A 15,988-nucleotide genomic window follows, 5' to 3' on the forward strand; every position below is an offset into this window, starting at 1 on the left:
CATCCTTTGTTCCCATTGATCGAAGAGATCTCACCATGGAATATGTCGAAAGCCTGCGCGTTTTCCGGTCGGTGGTCGAATTGAAGAGTTTCACCCGAGCGGCGGATATTCATGGACTGGCCCGGCCAGCGGTGTCGCGGGCGATAGCGGGGCTGGAAGAGCGCATGGGATGCCGGCTGTTAAACCGCACCACTCGACAGGTCTCACTCACCGAAGCCGCGGAACGATTCTACGAAGGCTGCGTGCGCATCCTGGATGATCTGGATGCACTCGAAGCGGATGTAGCAAACCAGACACGGGAAGCGGGCGGCGTCTTGCGCCTTGTCGCCCATACGACGGCGACGGTAAGCCGGCTGGTTCCCTTGATCGCCGGATTCAAGCGGGCCCATCCGAAGGTCACGCTCGACGTGACGCTGACGGAGCGGCCCGTCGACCTGGTCGCCGACGGGTACGACCTTGGCATCATTGTTCCGTACATGCTGACGAGCGAAACGACGGTCGTGCGTCTGCTCGAACGTATTCCGGTTGTCATCGTCGCGACGCCACAGTATCTGAAGGCGTCGTCAACGCCAGGACATCCATCGGAACTGGCCAATCATCTTTTTGTACCGATTTCGCCATCCATTCGTCGCCCCAGCATCGGCTTCCGGATTGACGAGGACGAGCTGAGCGTTCCGCTTCGTTTCGATGTTTCGTCGAACAGCCCCGCCTTCAACCTGGAAATGGTGCTGCAGGGATTCGGAATCGGTGTTGTGCCCATAGCCCTTGTAGAGGACGAATTGGCCTCGGGAAAACTCGTGCGCCTGTTCACTGGTTTGCAGCTTGTCGACGACAGCATCGACATCCAGCTCGCGTACAGCAATCGGACACTGCAGCCTGCCAAGGTGCGCGCGTTTATCGACTATGCGGCCGTCTTTTTCACGGCGCTGGCGACATCGCGCTAGCGCGGTAAAACGACCTGCGAAACGCGGCGGAAGCAAAAAACGCTGCATAAGTCGCCACTTGCGGTGGCGAGGCCGATTGGATCCGGACCATGTACGCGCCAGGTCGGCGCCCCAGACAGAACTCCCGATATTCCTCGGGCAATTGGTGCGAGAAACGACAACAAACTGATAATCCGGCACGTATCGCTTCCCGGTGGCCGTTGCATTAACGTGTGCATATGCACTCAACTGATCTTCAAGACGACGACTGTTTCGCCCTTCGCCAGGCCTCTCGACACATTTCGAAGCTTTACGAGCGTCATCTGTCCGAGGTCGGCATCACGCCCACGCAGTTCAGCATTCTCAGGGCGTTGTGTCGTTGTCCGAATCTGACTATGACTGAACTGGCCCAGGCGATGGTGATGGACAGAACGACTCTCGTTCGGGCGCTTCAACCTTTGCTCCGGCGTGGACTGGTGGTTGCTCCTGCCGAAGAGCAAAGCAATCGGCGAGTGCGGGTCGTGCTCACGAGGAGAGGGGCTGCGAAGCTTGACGAAGCGGCCGCTCACTGGACAGCTGCGCAGGCCAGTTTCGAACGTAACTTTGGGCAGCAACAGGCAACTCATCTGCGAAGTGAACTGTTCCGCATGACGAGCGAACTGTCCGAAAGGTAACCACAAAGCAACAAACTGATTCACTTCCGTGCATCGATACGTGAACACCTGAACGCTATTGTGTGCATATGCACTATTAATCGTACGAAGACATGTTCCCCAGATGAGCCAAAGGAAAATCGAAACCATGATGAATCATCACCGACCCCAGTTGCGACCGGGCGCATGGGCGGCCTCGATAGCCGCAGCGGTAGCGGCGCTCGGCCTGGCCGGATGCGTCAACTACGGCGGCATCAGGAGCGACAAGCAGATCGCGCCTCCCGCAAAGTTCGAGACGAAGCAGAGTTTGCCCGCGGAGGGCGGACAGTGGCCAGCAATGGATTGGGCTAAACAATTCGGTGATCCACAACTGCCCACACTGATCGACGAGGCGTTACAGGGTAATCCGACGATCGACCAGGCACGCGCCCGCATCGAGAAAGCATCTTCATATGTCGGCAGCGCCAAGTCGACCCTCTATCCGAATGTAACGGGCAGCTATGCCTGGACGCGTCAACTCTATACGGGCAATGGCATCGTGCCGCCGCCGTACGGCGGCACGTGGCAGAGCGAGAACACCGTGCTCGCCAGTGCTTCGTGGGACCTCGACCTGTGGGGCAAGAATCGGGAGCGGCTTCGTCAGGCCATCTCACAGGAAAAGGTAGCCGACGCCGAAGCCGAGGAGGTGCGCATCTCCCTGGCCGCCTCAGTGGCAAGCACGTACAACCATCTTGCGCAGCTCTATGCGTTGCGTGATATCGAGGTTCGCGAAGTGAAGAATCGCGAGGATATCGGGCGAATCACGGATGGGCGGGTTGGGGCGGGGCTCGACACCAACGTGGAGCGGCAGACCGCATATGGCGAAACGGCAACGAGCCGCTCCAGCGTCAGCGACCTCGATGGACAGATCACGACCGTACGCTACCAGCTGGGTGCCCTGCTTGGTGAAGGACCGGACGGCGGCCTCAAGATCGCCAATCCATCGCTCGGAGAGGGTGCCAGCGTTGCGCTTCCCGACAACCTTCCCGCCGATCTGCTTTCGCGTCGCCCGGACATCGTTGCGGCCTTCTGGCAGGTAGATGCAGCAATCCACGATGTGAAGGAAGCGAAGGCTGAGTTCTTTCCGGACATCAACCTCTCCGCAGCGGCGGGACTGGACGCGTTTGGCTGGGGGCGCCTGCTGACGGCCGGAAGCCGTCAGATCCAGGCGGGATCAGCGATTCATCTTCCTATCTTTGATGCCGGTGCCCTGCGCTCCCAACTGAAGGGCCGTTATGCGGACTTCGATTACGACGTCGCGACGTACAACCAGACGTTGATCAACGCGTTATCCGATGTTGCCACGCAAGTCACGCAGATCCACTCAGCCGACCGTCAACTGGTCGATGCGCAGCAGGCACTGGATGCGCAGACCAAGGCGTATCAACTCGCACTCGTTCGATACAAGGCGGGTTTGAACCAGCAACTGCAGGTGTTGAACGCGGACGATAACCGGCTCGCAGCCGAAACGGCCGTCGTCAACCTCGAGATGGACCGCCGCGGCATGCAGATCGGGCTGATCAAGGCGCTAGGCGGTGGCTTCGATGCCTCGCGCGCAGGCCTTGCCACTGCAGAGACACCGATTCCTGCGCCGTCCAACGGCACGACAACTCACTGAACGACCAGATCGGCCGTCAGGCGTAGCTGCAGGACGGCGTACCTCAAACCTTGTTGGAGCTATCGATGAATACCCCTCAGTCACCGTCGGTTAACGAGCCGACGAAGCAACCCGGAAAACGCAAAGCGCTGCTTGCGCTGCTTGTCGCTGCCCTTGCGACGGCGGGTGCTGCCTATGGCGCCTACTATTTCCTTGACGCCCGTTACCACGTGGATACCGACGACGCCTACGTCAACGGCAACGTCGTTCAAATCACGCCTCAGGTCACGGGCACCGTGATCGCAGTCAATGCGGACAACACGCAGGTCGTGAAGAAGGGCGAACCGGTTGTCCAGATCGATCCGGCCGATGCAAAGATCGCGCTGCAACAGGCGGAGGCCAATCTGGGGCAGACCGTGCGCCAGATACATGGTCTGTATGTCGACGATGACAAATATCGTGCGGGAATCGCGCAACGTCAGTCGGATCTTTCGAAGGCACAGGACGATCTGCAGCGCCGGCTTTCCACGGGCATGACAGGAGCGGTGTCGGATGAAGAAATCTCGCATGCACGCGACGCAGTCCGGTCAGCTCAGGCAGCGCTTGACGCTGCCCGGCAACAGCTCGGTGCCAATCGCGCGCTGACGGCCAATACGTCGGTCGAGAACCATCCGGATGTCCAGGCAAGCGCCGCCCACGTTCGCGACGCATACCTGGCTTATGCGCGCACGACGTTGCCGGCGCCGGTGACCGGGTATATCGCGCAGCGTACGGTCCAGGTCGGGCAGCGCGTGTCTCCAGGCGCACCGCTGATGTCCGTGGTGCCACTCGAACAGGTTTGGGTCGATGCGAACTTCAAGGAGTGGCAGCTTCGCCACATTCGGGTTGGACAACCTGTTGAGCTGACGGCCGACGTCTACGGGTCCTCCGTCGTCTATCACGGCAAGGTGGTGGGCTTTACGCCAGGCACCGGATCGGCACTGGCGCTGTTGCCTGCGCAGAACGCGACCGGTAACTGGATCAAGGTGGTGCAGCGGCTACCGGTGCGCATCGAGATCCCACCCGCGGAACTGGAAAAGCATCCGTTGCGCGTGGGTCTTTCAATGAACGTGGATGTCGACGTCAAGGACCCCAATGGCGCGCAGCTCGGTACAGGATCTCCCTCGACCTACAAGACTGACGTATTCGCAAAGTATGGCGACGATGCGGATGCTGCGATCGCGCACATCATTGCCGAAAACGAATGATCGTCCCCCACTGGTCAGGGGCATGTGAAACACGCGGTGCCCCTTTCGCCAGATACACAATCGCCGGATCTTCACCATGACCACCAACCATCCGAATCACCCCCCGCTTACGGGGGCGACACTCGCCTTGGGCTCGCTTAGCGTGGGCCTCGCGGGCTTCATGACAGTGCTGGACTCATCGATCGCCAACGTCGCTATTCCGACCATCTCGGGAAACCTCGGCGTATCGGTTGATGAAGGCACGTGGGTTATCACTGTATTTGCCGCTGCGAATGCAATTGCGATCCCGTTGACCGGCTGGCTGACCCAGCGACTGGGTCAGGTTCGCCTGTTCGTCGGTTCGATCCTGCTGTTCGTATTTGCGTCGTGGTTGTGCGGCATTGCGCCAACGTTGCCGATCCTGCTTCTTGCACGGGTGCTGCAGGGAGCCGTGGCCGGACCGCTGATTCCGATGTCCCAGGCGCTGCTGCTCAGTTCGTGGCCAAAGGCGAAATCCTCGCTGGCACTCTCGCTATTCTCAATGATTGTGGTGACCGGGCCGATTGTGGGGCCGGCACTCGGCGGGTGGGTCACGGATAGCTACAGCTGGTCATGGATCTTCTATATCAACATCCCGGTCGGGCTATTCGCTGCCGCGATGGTCTGGATTCTCTACCGCAAGCGCGATACACCGGCTAAAAAGCTGCCAATCGACGTTGTCGGGCTGCTACTGCTGATCGTCTGGGTCGCATCGCTTCAGGTGATGCTGGACAAGGGCAAGGATCTCGACTGGTTCTCGTCGAGCACGATCGTCGTTCTGACTATCGTTGCCGCAGTGGGCCTTGCGTTATTCATTGTCTGGGAGCTAACGGAAAAAAACCCTATCGTCGACCTTACCCTCTTCAAGCAGCGCAACTTCCTTGGAGGCACGGTTTCGATTGCTGTCGCGTATGGCATCTTTTTTGGAACGCTGGTGTTGCTTCCGCAGTGGATGCAGGAGTACCTGGGTTATCGGGCAGTTGATGCGGGGCTCGCGACGGCGCCGCTGGGCATTTTCGCAGTGATCGGCGCACCGATCATGGGTAAGATCCTGCCACGTTCCGATGCGCGCATCATCGGCACGTGTGCGTTCATCGGCTTCGCGATCGTCTACTACATGCGCTCGTATTTCTACACGGATCTCAGCGAAGGGTACATTATCCTGCCGACCCTGCTGCAGGGTATTCCGATGGCGCTGTTCTTCGCGCCGCTGACCGTGATCATCCTGTCAGGGCAACCGCCCGAAAAGGTGCCAGCCGCTGCCGGCCTGTCCACCTTCGGACGCATGTTTTTTGGCGGCATCGGCACGTCGCTGGCGGGCGTCGTGTGGAACAACCGAACGATCATGCACCATGAAATCCTGACGCAGCAGTCGAGTCCGACCAACCCGATGTTCAATGCGCAAATGAACAGCTATCACTCAGTGCTCGGCCTGGGCCAGCAAGCATCGTATGCGCTGTTCGATCATACAGTGCAGACGCAGGCCGCCATGTTAGGGCTGAATGACGTGTTCTATGGTGCAGCGATCATCATGATTATCATTATCCCGCTCATCTGGATCACGAGGCCTGGCAAGGCTGGCGGTTCGAGTGACGCGGCCGCAGGTGCACACTGAAAGACGGGTGGGGCACCTACCGGGAACGACACGGTTGTCCCGGCCAGCTGGCGCAATTGTGTCGTGGTCGGAGGGCTTAATATTCCGCGCCCTGCGGAATTCGCCCTCCGGGCCTGTGAGCGGCGTTCAACCTCGGATCTTCGCTCGACGCCATCACGTGCAGGTCGGCTGCACGGAACACACCCGGGCGGTGCCGGGCTAAACACGCAGGTAGCTCAATTGTCGTCAGATCTGCTCGGTAGATGCTCGTGCGGGACCGGCTCCGCTTCTGCGGCATCAGGAACGTCAATGGGAGTGCCCGGCACAGGTCCAGGAGCCGGCGACCCGGTGCCTGGCGTAACGCCGTGGACCGGGTGGTCCGGACGTCCTGGCGGGTGAATCGGTCGTGTGGTCGAGGTTGAGGGCATGATTTCCTCCTACTCTGGCGTGACCAGCATCGACCATCATACCTCTATCGGAGACGCAGAACGTACCGCCCCCAGGGCCAGTATCCGACCACCTTCAGCGGAACCGCAGACATGCTGGCATGGCCCGCGCGTGCGTGCCTGACCGATAGCGCGCGTTGTACCCGCTACGCACACGGGCGGCACGATCAATCCAGTGAAAGCCAGGAAAACGGTATGGCTTGTCGAACGTCCTTTCACAGGCTGGCCGCATCTATCGGGCCTTCTTGTGAGGGCCGGGATGCTCTGGTGGTTTTGCCGATAGTAAAGAGTTCTTCCATTCCTTAGCGACAGCGGCAGACGGTTATTGAGCCTTTGCGGTGATCGAAATTCGGGCAACGTAGCAAATTCACGCGCCAGTAATAAATATTTCGCAATATCGGAGTATGGATAACCACCTCAAGAAAACGCTAACCTATAAATACAATCTTCAAATATAAATTAACCCTGTCAATTCAAACATTGACGTGTAGGCAGGACCAGCCTGGGCCATGCCAGTCGTGCCTCCATTGGCGTCCGCACGGCATTGTGGGTTCAACGCGCTGCCACGCCACATGCAAAAAGCATTGAACAGACGAAACGACTGCGCCGATAAAAACATCCTACGTATTGCAATTGAAAATTGAGCGGTTATGATGACGTCTCCGTACCGTCGATTTCTCGAATGATCGCTTTACAGATGAGGCGCCGGGAATATTTGCCGGGCATTCGCCGCCAGAGAGCAGTAATTAATACTTCCAGTGCAGACAGACTAAATGGAGGAGACGATATGCTGAGTCCCCATGAATTCGCCACCTTAATGCTCATCAAGGACGCGCCGGATCAGATCGAACTGGGCCGCGCTGAGCTCGACACGCTGCTGGAGCGTAAGTTCATATCACTGGAAGACCTCACTTCAGGACGCCCACGTCCTCATGTCACAAGCAATGGCGATTTCATCCTCAAGGCGGTCGCCCGGATGCGCTAGACATTTGCGGCGTGCGCCACCCGGACATGAACGAAGCCGCGGGGTTCGCTCGCCCTCATGTTCGACAAGAGCGCCACTGCATCACACGGCGAGCGCCTAAGCAGTCGTGAATCAGGTGTCTCAGTTTGGCCTTAATTTGTAGTGCTTATTGGTGTAATGACAGTCCGAAGCCCTCGCGACGCATGCTGCCTGGCAGGCGTCCTTGTGCTTCGATTTATTCACTATCGCGATCCGTTGCGCTACACCCGTCCTATCGGGGTTTCGCGCGCCGGATCGAATCTTGAGGAATTTGACAATGGCTCTATCGAACCCCGAGCAAATCGCTGCCGCTCAGAAGGCCAGCCTCGAAGCGTTCTTCGGATTGACCGGCAAGGTCTTTGAAGGCGTCGAAAAGCTGGCCGTGCTGAGCCTGCAGGTCGTCAGGTCCACGCTGGCGGAAGCTCAGGAGAGAATGACGAAGGCGCCCGGCACGACAGACCCGCAGCAGTGGTTCGCGCTGGAGGCAGGTTTCAGCGGACCTTTCGCGGAAAAGTCGCTGTCGTACGGCCGGCAAGCGTTCGACATCGCATCGACAACGCAAGCTGAGGTCACACAACTCGCGCAGACGCAGTACGAGCGGTATAACGCTCGCGTGCAGGCATTCATCGAGGAAGCGGCGAAGAGCGCTCCAGCAGGTTCCGAAGTAGCGATCGCCGCGTGGCAGTCCGCGATCAGCGCCACCACGACGCTGTGCGAATCGCTGCAGAAGACAGGGCAACAGGCCGTGGAGATTGCCGGAACCAATCTTGATGCAGTTATGGCCACCACGTCCAAGGCCGCGCAACGCAATGCCGGGAACGAGCCCGTAGCCGCGATTGCGAAGCGATAAGGCTGCCGCGGGCAGCGATGCCCGCGGTGTCGCCTGCAGATCATATGAAGGATTACTCATAGCTAACGGGGCCTGGCCTCCAATACTTCCAATTCTTGACTGAAGGCAGTGTTGCTCCAGATGAGCACGCGGCCAGCCTTTGTGAGGACGATTCAATGGCAAAGCAGATCGCGGTGGTGACGGGTGGAATGGGCGGACTTGGCGAAGCGATCAGCATCAAGCTGCATGACGCCGGCTATGCGGTCGTGGTCACTCATTCGCCGGGTAACACCGGTGCGAACGAGTGGCTCGCACGGATGGAAGCGCAGGGACGACAGTTCCGCGCGTACACGGTCGACGTCGCCGACTACGACTCGTGCGAAAGATGCGCGGCGCAAATCAAAGCTGAAGTCGGACCGGTCGACATCCTGATCAACAACGCTGGCATCACGCGCGACGCGAGCTTCAAGAAGCTGGACAAAGTCAACTGGGACGCGGTGATCCGCACCAATCTGGATTCTGTGTTCAACATGACGAAGCCGGTGTGCGACGGCATGGTCGAGCGCGGCTGGGGCCGGATTATCAACGTGTCGTCGATCATCGGCTCCAAGGGCGGGTTCGGTCAGACGAACTATGCAGCGGCGAAGGCTGGCATGCATGGTTTCACGAAATCGCTGGCGCTTGAGGTGGCGAAGAAGGGCGTCACCGTCAACACGATCTCGCCCGGCTATATCGCGACGAAGATGGTGATGGCAGTGCCAGAGGAAATCCGCGAGACGAAGATCATTCCGCAGATTCCGGTCGGTCGGCTCGGACAGCCCGACGAAGTCGCCGCACTCGTGCTGTATCTGTGCTCGCGCGAGGCGGGCTTCGTGACCGGAGCCAACATTGCGATCAACGGAGGGCAACACCTGCAGTGAACCGGAGAGATCAGCAATGGAGGTTCCGATGAGTGAAGCAGTGGCAATCGTCGTAGGTTCATTCGTGCTGGTGATGGCCGCAGCGTTCGTCGCCGCTCACTATCACCGGGAGCAAATGCGCCGAAAACTGCTCAGACGGCTGGATCACCATCACGACTGGCGGGACTGGAGCAGTGCCCGGCATTGAGCTTCTGCGCCCGTGGTATCAAGGGTGATCGCATCGATCGGTCGGTACAAGTCAACTAGCGGCCGCTCGCGAGGGAAAACGAGGGGCCTGTAAATTTCCCTGAGAGGAGGGGCCTTTGCCGGAATGACGTCCATATATAGGAAAACCTCACCCTCGTTTCCGCAACCCGGCACGCCAACAGTCATCTTGTACCCGCGACTTTGCCATGGCCTGCCGGGCGGCTCTTCACATGATCGATGAAGGCGCGCAGCTTCGGCATGATCTGCCGGCGGCCTGGATAGTAGAGAAACACGCCCGGTATCACCGGCGCGAACGGCTCCAGCACGTGCACCAGTTTTCCCGCTCTCAACCCGTCAGCTGCCATCGGCTCAGGTAGCTGGGCAAGGCCTATGCCTTCGACTGCCGCGCCAAGCATGGTGGGAAAGTCGTTGGCGATGAAGGGCCCGGATACGGCGATCTCGATCGCGTGGCCGTTGTCGTTGAATGACCATAGCGCGAGCGCGCCGCTGGATCGCCGCCATCGCAAGCATGCGTGCTGGCGCAGATCGTCCGTGTGCCTGGGCGGGCTGCGCCCTGCGAAGTAGGCAGGACTGCCGACGACGATGAGACGAAACGGCGGCGTCAACGGTACCGCGACCATGTCGGCGTCGACGAACTGACCCAGCCGGATGCCGGCGTCGAACCCTTCCGCCGCAAGATCGATCAGCTCCTCGCTTGCGGCGATCTCGACCTCGACCTCGGGATAAGCCTGGCAGAAAGATGCAATCAGTGGTTCCAGCAGGATTGGCACCACCGCGCGCGGCACTGAAAGACGCAACAATCCGGCGGGCCGCTGGCCGAGTCCGCGCGCAACCTCACTAGCGGCGACAAGCTCCTCGAAGGCAGGCTTTGCGCGCGAAAGAAACCGTTCGCCGGCTTCGGTCAGGCCGACACTACGCGTGGTGCGTATGAAGAGCGCTGCGCCAATGCGGGCTTCAAGTACACGCACCGTCTGGCTGACGGCCGACGGCGTCACCCCGAGTTCCGCGGCTGCCCGGCGAAAACTGCGATGCTGGGCAACGCTCAGAAACACCTCCACGCCATCGAGCGCGCCCTGTCTGACTGTGAAGTTCTGCTTCATAGCCCGTCAACATTGTGATGAATAGTCGCTCGTGAGAGGCCATGGTACACCTACGCCTGCAGATGAGGCGTCATGCCGATGTCGATTCGCAAGCCCTGAACAATCCGCCAGGACCGTGGAGGAACCTTGCAATGACTGATGCACTTGATGGTGTGCGAGATCACTATCGCGCGACCGGTCTGACCGACCGGCTGAAGATCGCGCTCACGGTCCTTGGGCCGGAGGATCAGCGGCTCACACCGCAGCAACTGGGCGCCCTCGACCAGTTTCACACCCGCGGGCTTGCTGCCACCGCCGAGCTTGCCAGACTGGCCGAGATCACCGCCGACATGTCGGTGCTGGACGTCGGTTCGGGCGTTGGCGGGCCGGCCCGTTTTCTGGCTGCAACCTGTGGCTGCCGGATGACGGGTATCGACCTCAGCGAACCGTTCGTGGATGCCGCACGCTATCTCACCCGGCGCACCGGGCAGAGCGAACAGGTTTCGTTCCATACCGCCAGCGCGCTGGAACTTCCCTTCGACGGCAGCCATTTCGACGCCGTATTGCTGCAGCACGTGGCGATGAACATCTCCGACCGCGCACGGCTTTACAAGGAGATCGAACGCGTGCTGAAGCCATGCGGCAGGTTTGCGACGTACGACGTCGTCCCCCAAGGGGACTTCCTTCGGGGCGCCCCAAACGGCAGCGAACCGTACTACCCCGTTCCCTGGGCGCGAACGCCGGCAACAAGCTTTCTCCTGACGGCCGACGCAACGCGCGAGGCGATCGAACAGGCAGGTTTCCGCACGCTGGCATGGCAAGACGACACCGAGGCCGCAAAGGCCTGGTTTACCCAACTGCGTGCGTCAGGGCCTCCGCCCTCACCAAATCTCGGCGTGGTCATGGGGCCGGACTTCGCAGAGCTTACTGCCAACCTGGGACGAAATCTCCTGGAACGCCGACTCGGCATTCTCACCGCGGTGTTCGAGGCCGCATCCACGAAGACCCAAATTCACCTGGAGAACCGCTGATGAGCGCCGCCTCTGTTCCCGCTGGTATCGTCCCGCCGCGTCCCGTCTGGCGCAGCCTGCTTTGGCTCATCCCGTTGGCGGCGCTGTGGATTGTGTTGATCTACTGGATGCCGATTATCCCGACCAGCGGCGTGCCGACCACAGCCCATCAGCTGATGGCCCATGGGCTTATCGCGGTCGGTTTGTGGCTCGGCCTTGAAAGAACCGACCTGACGCCGGGCCGACGCCGCGCGACCTGGCTGGCGGTCATGATCCCAGACACGCTTTGGTTCGCGCTCGTCTGGAGCGCAGCGATCAATGGCGTCTTTCTCGCGGGCGCCTCACCCTTGCCGTTGTTGCCGTTGGCGATCTTCCCGCCGGTGATGATCGGCGCGCCGTTGTTGCTGTTGTCGAAGCGGGTGGGGCAGGTGCTCGATGCGATGCCGGCGAGCTGGCTTGTCGCTCTTCAGCTTTACCGGGTATTCGGCAGCTGGGCTCTCGCTGCCTGGCTGCATGGGGTGCTGCCCGGCGTGTTCGCGTTGCCGGCGGGAACTGGCGATGTGTTGACCGGCCTGTTCGCCGTGCCGGCGGCAATCGCTGTGGCGAGCGGTACCGCTCAAGGGCGCAAGGCGGCGATCGCCTGGAACATCTTCGGCCTCGCCGACTTCGCCGTCGCGATTACCCTCGGGATGATCACCTCGCCCGGCCGCTTCCAGTTGATCGTTCCGGGCGTGTCGAGCATCGGCGCCGGCGCTTATCCGGATGTGCTGACCCCTGCTTTCGTGGTGCCAGGCTCGATCCTGCTGCACGCGCTGTCGCTGCGCCAGCTGATCCGACGACGCGCCGGCTGATCTCCTTCCTGGCCTTCAATGCGCCAGACAACACCTGACAGGAGGCAACATGCCACCGGAACTTCTCTTCCAGTTGCATCTCGTTCTGGGGTATGTCGCGTGGCTGCTTTGCTTCCGCGTATACGTCTGGCCCAGGCTCAAGTCGATGGACCCATTTAAAGCGCAACGTGCCATCGCCACCTTGCACAGCTTCCGTTTCTTCGGGCTGGTCTTCATTCTGCCGGGCGTCGTCAGTCCTCAACTGCCTGCCAGCTTCGCCGTGTTCGCTGCATACGGTGACTTCGCAACGGGAGTTCTGGCGATGCTGGCGCTACTCACAGCACGAATACGCGCACTCTTCTGGTTGTTCGTCGTAACCTTCAATCTTGCCGGAGCCACCGACCTCATCCTCGACTACTACCACGCTATGCAGTCCGATCTTCCTGCGCGTGCGGGAGAGCTGGGCGCTATGTACGCGATTCCGGTCATCTACGTGCCTGTGCTGATGATTACGCATGTTTCCGCCTTCTATCTACTGCTGCGCCCTCAGCCCAGGGCGGCTCCGAGCTATTGATCGTTCCGTAAGTCATGACATTGCCAAAGCGTAGGCTGCTTCCAGCAGGCGGCGATGACCGAAGGACGTTTCTGCACGCTCTTGAACGTGTCGCGCGCGGCAGCGTTCAATTCGGTGATGCTGTCCGGGCGGAATGCCGGGCGTCACGATATCGGCCAGCCCCGCACGGATCGTCAGCGCAGCCTGGAGGTCGTTTAGAGCCGTTCGGGACCGCTGGTCGGCCATAACCGCCGTTCGCGGGCACCCAAAGGCCTGGCGTTTCGACCGCCCACGCCCAAGGGCGAGGAGAGGCGGCTGCCGACTGTCACGGATCGACTTAATCAAGCCGCCCAGGAAAGGTGTACGACCGACGCGTCGCTGATCGTCATCAGCCTGCGCGGTAACGTCTATCCGCGCGCACTGAGCATTGCCGCCGCGACGTTGCCGGCCAACCTTAACCTGAGTGGACTGTGCCGGCTCCGCGTGCTTTTCGAAGGCGTATTTTCAGGTTTCGGAGGTGTGGACAAAAGTGGCCAGGATCAGGCACTTCAAGGCCAGAGGCTTTCGGGACCCCACCTGGAGTTACCGGCGGCTTGCGTCTATCCTTGTCTCATCGCTTTGGCTGCCAGCGGCGCCGACGAGGTCTTCCGCACTCTTCGATAGTGGCTACCGCCCAGCAAGGGCAAACCCAAAAGGAGAAAACCAGATGTCACGATCCATCTCGCTGCGTGCCTTCATGGTGTTCGGTAGTCTGGCCCTGGCGGGTGCGCTGACGTTGGCGCAAGCGGCGCCGGTCTCATTTCAAGTGCCGTTGACGGGCGCCCAACAGGTTCCGCCCGTGCAGACTCCAGGCAGCGGCAGCGCCAACCTCACGTACGACCCCAGCACGCGGGTCGTAACATGGAACATCAGCTTCAGCGGATTGTCGAGTCAGGGCACGATGGCGCATTTCCATGGGCCTGCCCCAGCCGGCAAAAACGCCGGCGTGAAGGTCTGGCTCTCTCAGAAGGGCAGCATGGAGATGACGAGCCCGATCAACGGTCAGGCCACGCTATCCCCGGACGACGCCAGGATGTTCGAAGCCGGTGACATGTACATCAACGTTCATTCCAAGAACAATCCGAATGGCGAAATCCGCGGCCAGGTGGTGCCGCCGAAGAGCAACTGACGCAACCACTGAAGCGGCACCCTTAGATCAGGTTCGCGGCAGGCTCAGAGATAGGCCGCGAGCAGCATCACCATGGCAGCACCGACGCCGAGCGGCAGCAGCGCCAGCAGCGCTGGCGTCTGCCGCGGCGCGTCGATGGACGAGGGCAGCAGCTTGTAGCCGGTTAGCATCGGACGCAGCAGGTTATGTCCCTTCGCTACCGCATAGAGAGCGATCACGAGCACGTGCAGCGCCACCGCGGCGAGCAGCACGTCCCAAACAAGCCCGTGCAGTGTCGAAATAGCGTTGGCGAGCCACACGGGCACCACTTCGCTCAACGGTCCTTCGTCGGCAATGTCGTTGTTGACGTAGAGCCCGCTCAGCGTCTCGACCAGCAGCAACGCGAGCAGCAGCAGGACCATCCAGCCGCCTGCCGCATTGTGCCCCACCTGCACATCCGGCTCGCGGCGAAACAGGTGACGCAAATGACGAAGTGCAGCCGCGGGCGACGCCACGAAACTGCGAAAGCGCGCGGTCTCACTGCCAAAGCAGCCCCACAGCAGCCTGGAAATAACCAGCGCGAGCAGCGTCTCGCCGACCCGGACGTGCCAGTCGATCCAGTTCAGCTTCAAGGTGACATAGGCCGCCGTGACCAGCACCACCACCAGCCAGTGAAACAGTCGCACCGGTGCGTCCCAGACCAGCACCGGGCGGCGGACAAGCTGTGTCGGCCGCGTGACAGGTTCGTGAGCATCCATGTGTCGTGTCTCCGTCCGCAAGCGGCTGGAAGAGATGCAGGCCCGGCCTGCACACCACGCCGGAGAATAACAACTCGGTGACGCAGTAGCCCATGATGTCCCGTACGCCAAGCCCCGCAATCGCGAGCGCCGGCAGCGCCCAGAACCGTTGCGCCATATTACCGTCTCCATCCTGTCCTCGTCGGCGTCAGGAAGACCCTGCCGAACGTGCGTCATATTAAAGCCCTTAATATGACGCAGAACCTGGCGAGTTCGAACTGCAGCACAAGCACAGGGGCTGCCAGGGTGTAACCTTTAAAAGATGCGCAGGATGTCCGATTCATTCAAGACACATGTCAGCGCGATGTCTACTTTCGGTACGCATGAATCGAAGGCAGGCAATTGCTCCGCTGACTATGTTCGCGGGGCTGTCCGCTGCCTCAAGAGGAGTTCACATGCAAGAGTTCGAGCGTATCAAGATCCTGTTCGTTGCCGGATTTGGACCGATCGTCCGCGATAAAAGCGTGGGCCGAAACTTGTACGGCGAGATCCTCAATATCTCATTCACGGAGGAGCAGGGCGGCTATCTGCATACCGAGGCCCTGAAAGGCGTTGGGAGTTTTGCCTTGTGGCCGCTCGAGCAGGCGGCACAGTCCTGCTTTGGCAAAGATTCCTGGCCAGACAACACGCCCGTTCCCCAGGCATGGCTCGAATTTGATGTCGAGAACGTTGAAGACGCAACTGCGGAACTGGAATCGCGAGGCTATCGAATGCTCGTCAGGAACAAGAAGGAGCCATGGGGTCAGACAGTCACACGATTTCTTTCGCCGGAAGGATTGCTGGTCGGACTAACAATCACTCCGTGGATGCGGCGCTCATAAACAACCGGAAGACAATCTGGACAGTGAGTTCATTTACAAAATACTCGTGCCAGTCATCCGAGCGGCGAAGGAACGGCGGCAAATCATAGCCGTGACGCATAACACCAATAACGCGGCTGAACTCCTGCGAGCATAAGACCTCTTTTTAATTTTACATAATATAAATTATCGATGTTTTGTGTGTAGTAGCTTTATAGAAATGTCGTGTTCTAGCCATTCAGAAATGTCGTGTTCTGGTCTCGGTATGCTTGCCGGTTCCCCGCGGGACGACGGAG

At 60.1% G+C, this 15,988-nt stretch carries 17 protein-coding genes and 1 pseudogene; 15 read left to right on the forward strand and 3 right to left on the reverse strand.

Translation table 11 applies throughout. The features are described from left to right. Nucleotides 1–35 precede the first annotated feature (35 nt). From P3T21_RS36160 to P3T21_RS36200, 9 genes are all read left to right on the forward strand, one after another. Nucleotides 36–944, forward strand: a complete 909-nt coding sequence (locus P3T21_RS36160) for a LysR family transcriptional regulator (RefSeq protein WP_429260684.1) — start codon at nucleotides 36–38, stop codon at nucleotides 942–944. A gap of 218 nt (nucleotides 945–1,162) precedes the next feature. Continuing rightward, nucleotides 1,163–1,597 (forward strand): MarR family winged helix-turn-helix transcriptional regulator, encoded by a 435-nt coding sequence (locus P3T21_RS36165; protein WP_429260669.1) that lies wholly within the window; start codon nucleotides 1,163–1,165, stop codon nucleotides 1,595–1,597. A 130-nt stretch (nucleotides 1,598–1,727) separates the two neighbouring features. Continuing rightward, entirely contained in the window at nucleotides 1,728–3,233 is a 1,506-nt protein-coding gene (locus tag P3T21_RS36170) for an efflux transporter outer membrane subunit (RefSeq protein ID WP_429260685.1), read from the forward strand. Between the two features lie 65 nt (nucleotides 3,234–3,298). Then, complete coding sequence (locus P3T21_RS36175) at nucleotides 3,299–4,459, forward strand: HlyD family efflux transporter periplasmic adaptor subunit (protein ID WP_429260670.1); 1,161 nt, start codon at nucleotides 3,299–3,301, stop codon at nucleotides 4,457–4,459. 76 nt (nucleotides 4,460–4,535) lie between these two features. Continuing rightward, complete coding sequence (locus P3T21_RS36180) at nucleotides 4,536–6,092, forward strand: DHA2 family efflux MFS transporter permease subunit (protein WP_429260671.1); 1,557 nt, start codon at nucleotides 4,536–4,538, stop codon at nucleotides 6,090–6,092. Nucleotides 6,093–7,304: 1,212 nt separating this feature from the next. Continuing rightward, nucleotides 7,305–7,502, forward strand: coding sequence for a hypothetical protein (locus P3T21_RS36185; RefSeq protein ID WP_429260672.1), 198 nt, complete (start codon nucleotides 7,305–7,307; stop codon nucleotides 7,500–7,502). 295 nt (nucleotides 7,503–7,797) lie between these two features. Then, complete coding sequence (phaP, locus tag P3T21_RS36190) at nucleotides 7,798–8,370, forward strand: TIGR01841 family phasin (RefSeq protein WP_429260673.1); 573 nt, start codon at nucleotides 7,798–7,800, stop codon at nucleotides 8,368–8,370. A 155-nt stretch (nucleotides 8,371–8,525) separates the two neighbouring features. Continuing rightward, nucleotides 8,526–9,269: an acetoacetyl-CoA reductase gene (gene phbB / locus P3T21_RS36195; RefSeq protein ID WP_429260674.1), complete on the forward strand. Its 744-nt coding sequence runs from the start codon at nucleotides 8,526–8,528 to the stop codon at nucleotides 9,267–9,269. Nucleotides 9,270–9,297: 28 nt separating this feature from the next. Beyond that, nucleotides 9,298–9,456 carry a hypothetical protein gene (locus P3T21_RS36200; protein WP_429260675.1) on the forward strand — a complete coding sequence of 53 codons (159 nt, stop codon included), beginning with the start codon at nucleotides 9,298–9,300 and terminating at the stop codon, nucleotides 9,454–9,456. 181 nt (nucleotides 9,457–9,637) lie between these two features. On the opposite strand, the gene P3T21_RS36205 is transcribed toward P3T21_RS36200, so the two are convergent. After that, complete coding sequence (locus P3T21_RS36205) at nucleotides 9,638–10,576, reverse strand: LysR family transcriptional regulator (protein WP_429260676.1); 939 nt, start codon at nucleotides 10,574–10,576, stop codon at nucleotides 9,638–9,640. A gap of 131 nt (nucleotides 10,577–10,707) precedes the next feature. On the opposite strand from P3T21_RS36205, the gene P3T21_RS36210 reads away from it, so the two are divergent. The 5 genes from P3T21_RS36210 (at nucleotide 10,708) to P3T21_RS36230 (ending at nucleotide 14,116) form a co-directional block, all read left to right on the forward strand. Beyond that, on the forward strand, nucleotides 10,708–11,586 hold the full coding sequence (locus P3T21_RS36210) for a class I SAM-dependent methyltransferase (RefSeq protein WP_429260677.1): 879 nt from the start codon (nucleotides 10,708–10,710) through the stop codon (nucleotides 11,584–11,586). Beyond that, on the forward strand, nucleotides 11,586–12,416 hold the full coding sequence (locus P3T21_RS36215) for an MFS transporter (RefSeq protein ID WP_429260678.1): 831 nt from the start codon (nucleotides 11,586–11,588) through the stop codon (nucleotides 12,414–12,416). The genes P3T21_RS36210 and P3T21_RS36215 overlap by 1 nt, the downstream gene beginning before the upstream one ends. 49 nt (nucleotides 12,417–12,465) lie before the next feature. After that, a complete protein-coding gene (locus P3T21_RS36220) occupies nucleotides 12,466–12,969 on the forward strand; it encodes a hypothetical protein (protein ID WP_429260679.1) in 504 nt (167 codons plus the stop codon). Nucleotides 12,970–13,023: 54 nt separating this feature from the next. Continuing rightward, entirely contained in the window at nucleotides 13,024–13,167 is a 144-nt protein-coding gene (locus P3T21_RS36225) for a hypothetical protein (RefSeq protein WP_429260680.1), read from the forward strand. A gap of 487 nt (nucleotides 13,168–13,654) precedes the next feature. Then, nucleotides 13,655–14,116: a CHRD domain-containing protein gene (locus P3T21_RS36230; protein ID WP_429260681.1), complete on the forward strand. Its 462-nt coding sequence runs from the start codon at nucleotides 13,655–13,657 to the stop codon at nucleotides 14,114–14,116. 44 nt (nucleotides 14,117–14,160) lie between these two features. Here the strand turns inward: P3T21_RS36230 and P3T21_RS36235 are convergent, their stop codons facing one another. Next, on the reverse strand, nucleotides 14,161–14,853 hold the full coding sequence (locus tag P3T21_RS36235) for a cytochrome b/b6 domain-containing protein (protein ID WP_429260682.1): 693 nt from the start codon (nucleotides 14,851–14,853) through the stop codon (nucleotides 14,161–14,163). Between the two features lie 28 nt (nucleotides 14,854–14,881). Further along, nucleotides 14,882–15,013, reverse strand: a pseudogene (locus P3T21_RS36240) (TIGR00366 family protein); the annotation flags it as partial. A 274-nt stretch (nucleotides 15,014–15,287) separates the two neighbouring features. On the opposite strand from P3T21_RS36240, the gene P3T21_RS36245 reads away from it, so the two are divergent. After that, nucleotides 15,288–15,713 (forward strand): VOC family protein, encoded by a 426-nt coding sequence (locus P3T21_RS36245; protein ID WP_429260683.1) that lies wholly within the window; start codon nucleotides 15,288–15,290, stop codon nucleotides 15,711–15,713. The last annotated feature ends 275 nt before the right edge of the window (nucleotides 15,714–15,988 follow it).

The sequence above is a fragment of the Paraburkholderia sp. GAS334 genome, assembly GCF_050436625.1.
Lineage (GTDB): Bacteria > Pseudomonadota > Gammaproteobacteria > Burkholderiales > Burkholderiaceae > Paraburkholderia.

Excerpts from the sequence above, each read along its gene's own strand:
- P3T21_RS36220 (WP_429260679.1), top strand. The coding sequence starts at position 12,466 with ATGCCACCGGAACTTCTCTTCCAGTTGCATCTCGTTCTGGGGTATGTC.
- P3T21_RS36205 (WP_429260676.1), bottom strand. The coding sequence starts at position 10,576 with ATGAAGCAGAACTTCACAGTCAGACAGGGCGCGCTCGATGGCGTGGAG.
- phbB (WP_429260674.1), top strand. The coding sequence starts at position 8,526 with ATGGCAAAGCAGATCGCGGTGGTGACGGGTGGAATGGGCGGACTTGGC.
- P3T21_RS36200 (WP_429260675.1), top strand. The coding sequence starts at position 9,298 with ATGAGTGAAGCAGTGGCAATCGTCGTAGGTTCATTCGTGCTGGTGATG.
- P3T21_RS36215 (WP_429260678.1), top strand. The coding sequence starts at position 11,586 with ATGAGCGCCGCCTCTGTTCCCGCTGGTATCGTCCCGCCGCGTCCCGTC.
- P3T21_RS36170 (WP_429260685.1), top strand. The coding sequence starts at position 1,728 with ATGAATCATCACCGACCCCAGTTGCGACCGGGCGCATGGGCGGCCTCG.
- P3T21_RS36175 (WP_429260670.1), top strand. The coding sequence starts at position 3,299 with ATGAATACCCCTCAGTCACCGTCGGTTAACGAGCCGACGAAGCAACCC.
- P3T21_RS36230 (WP_429260681.1), top strand. The coding sequence starts at position 13,655 with ATGTCACGATCCATCTCGCTGCGTGCCTTCATGGTGTTCGGTAGTCTG.
- P3T21_RS36185 (WP_429260672.1), top strand. The coding sequence starts at position 7,305 with ATGCTGAGTCCCCATGAATTCGCCACCTTAATGCTCATCAAGGACGCG.
- phaP (WP_429260673.1), top strand. The coding sequence starts at position 7,798 with ATGGCTCTATCGAACCCCGAGCAAATCGCTGCCGCTCAGAAGGCCAGC.
- P3T21_RS36210 (WP_429260677.1), top strand. The coding sequence starts at position 10,708 with ATGACTGATGCACTTGATGGTGTGCGAGATCACTATCGCGCGACCGGT.
- P3T21_RS36165 (WP_429260669.1), top strand. The coding sequence starts at position 1,163 with ATGCACTCAACTGATCTTCAAGACGACGACTGTTTCGCCCTTCGCCAG.
- P3T21_RS36180 (WP_429260671.1), top strand. The coding sequence starts at position 4,536 with ATGACCACCAACCATCCGAATCACCCCCCGCTTACGGGGGCGACACTC.
- P3T21_RS36160 (WP_429260684.1), top strand. The coding sequence starts at position 36 with ATGGAATATGTCGAAAGCCTGCGCGTTTTCCGGTCGGTGGTCGAATTG.
- P3T21_RS36225 (WP_429260680.1), top strand. The coding sequence starts at position 13,024 with ATGACCGAAGGACGTTTCTGCACGCTCTTGAACGTGTCGCGCGCGGCA.
- P3T21_RS36235 (WP_429260682.1), bottom strand. The coding sequence starts at position 14,853 with ATGGATGCTCACGAACCTGTCACGCGGCCGACACAGCTTGTCCGCCGC.
- P3T21_RS36245 (WP_429260683.1), top strand. The coding sequence starts at position 15,288 with ATGCAAGAGTTCGAGCGTATCAAGATCCTGTTCGTTGCCGGATTTGGA.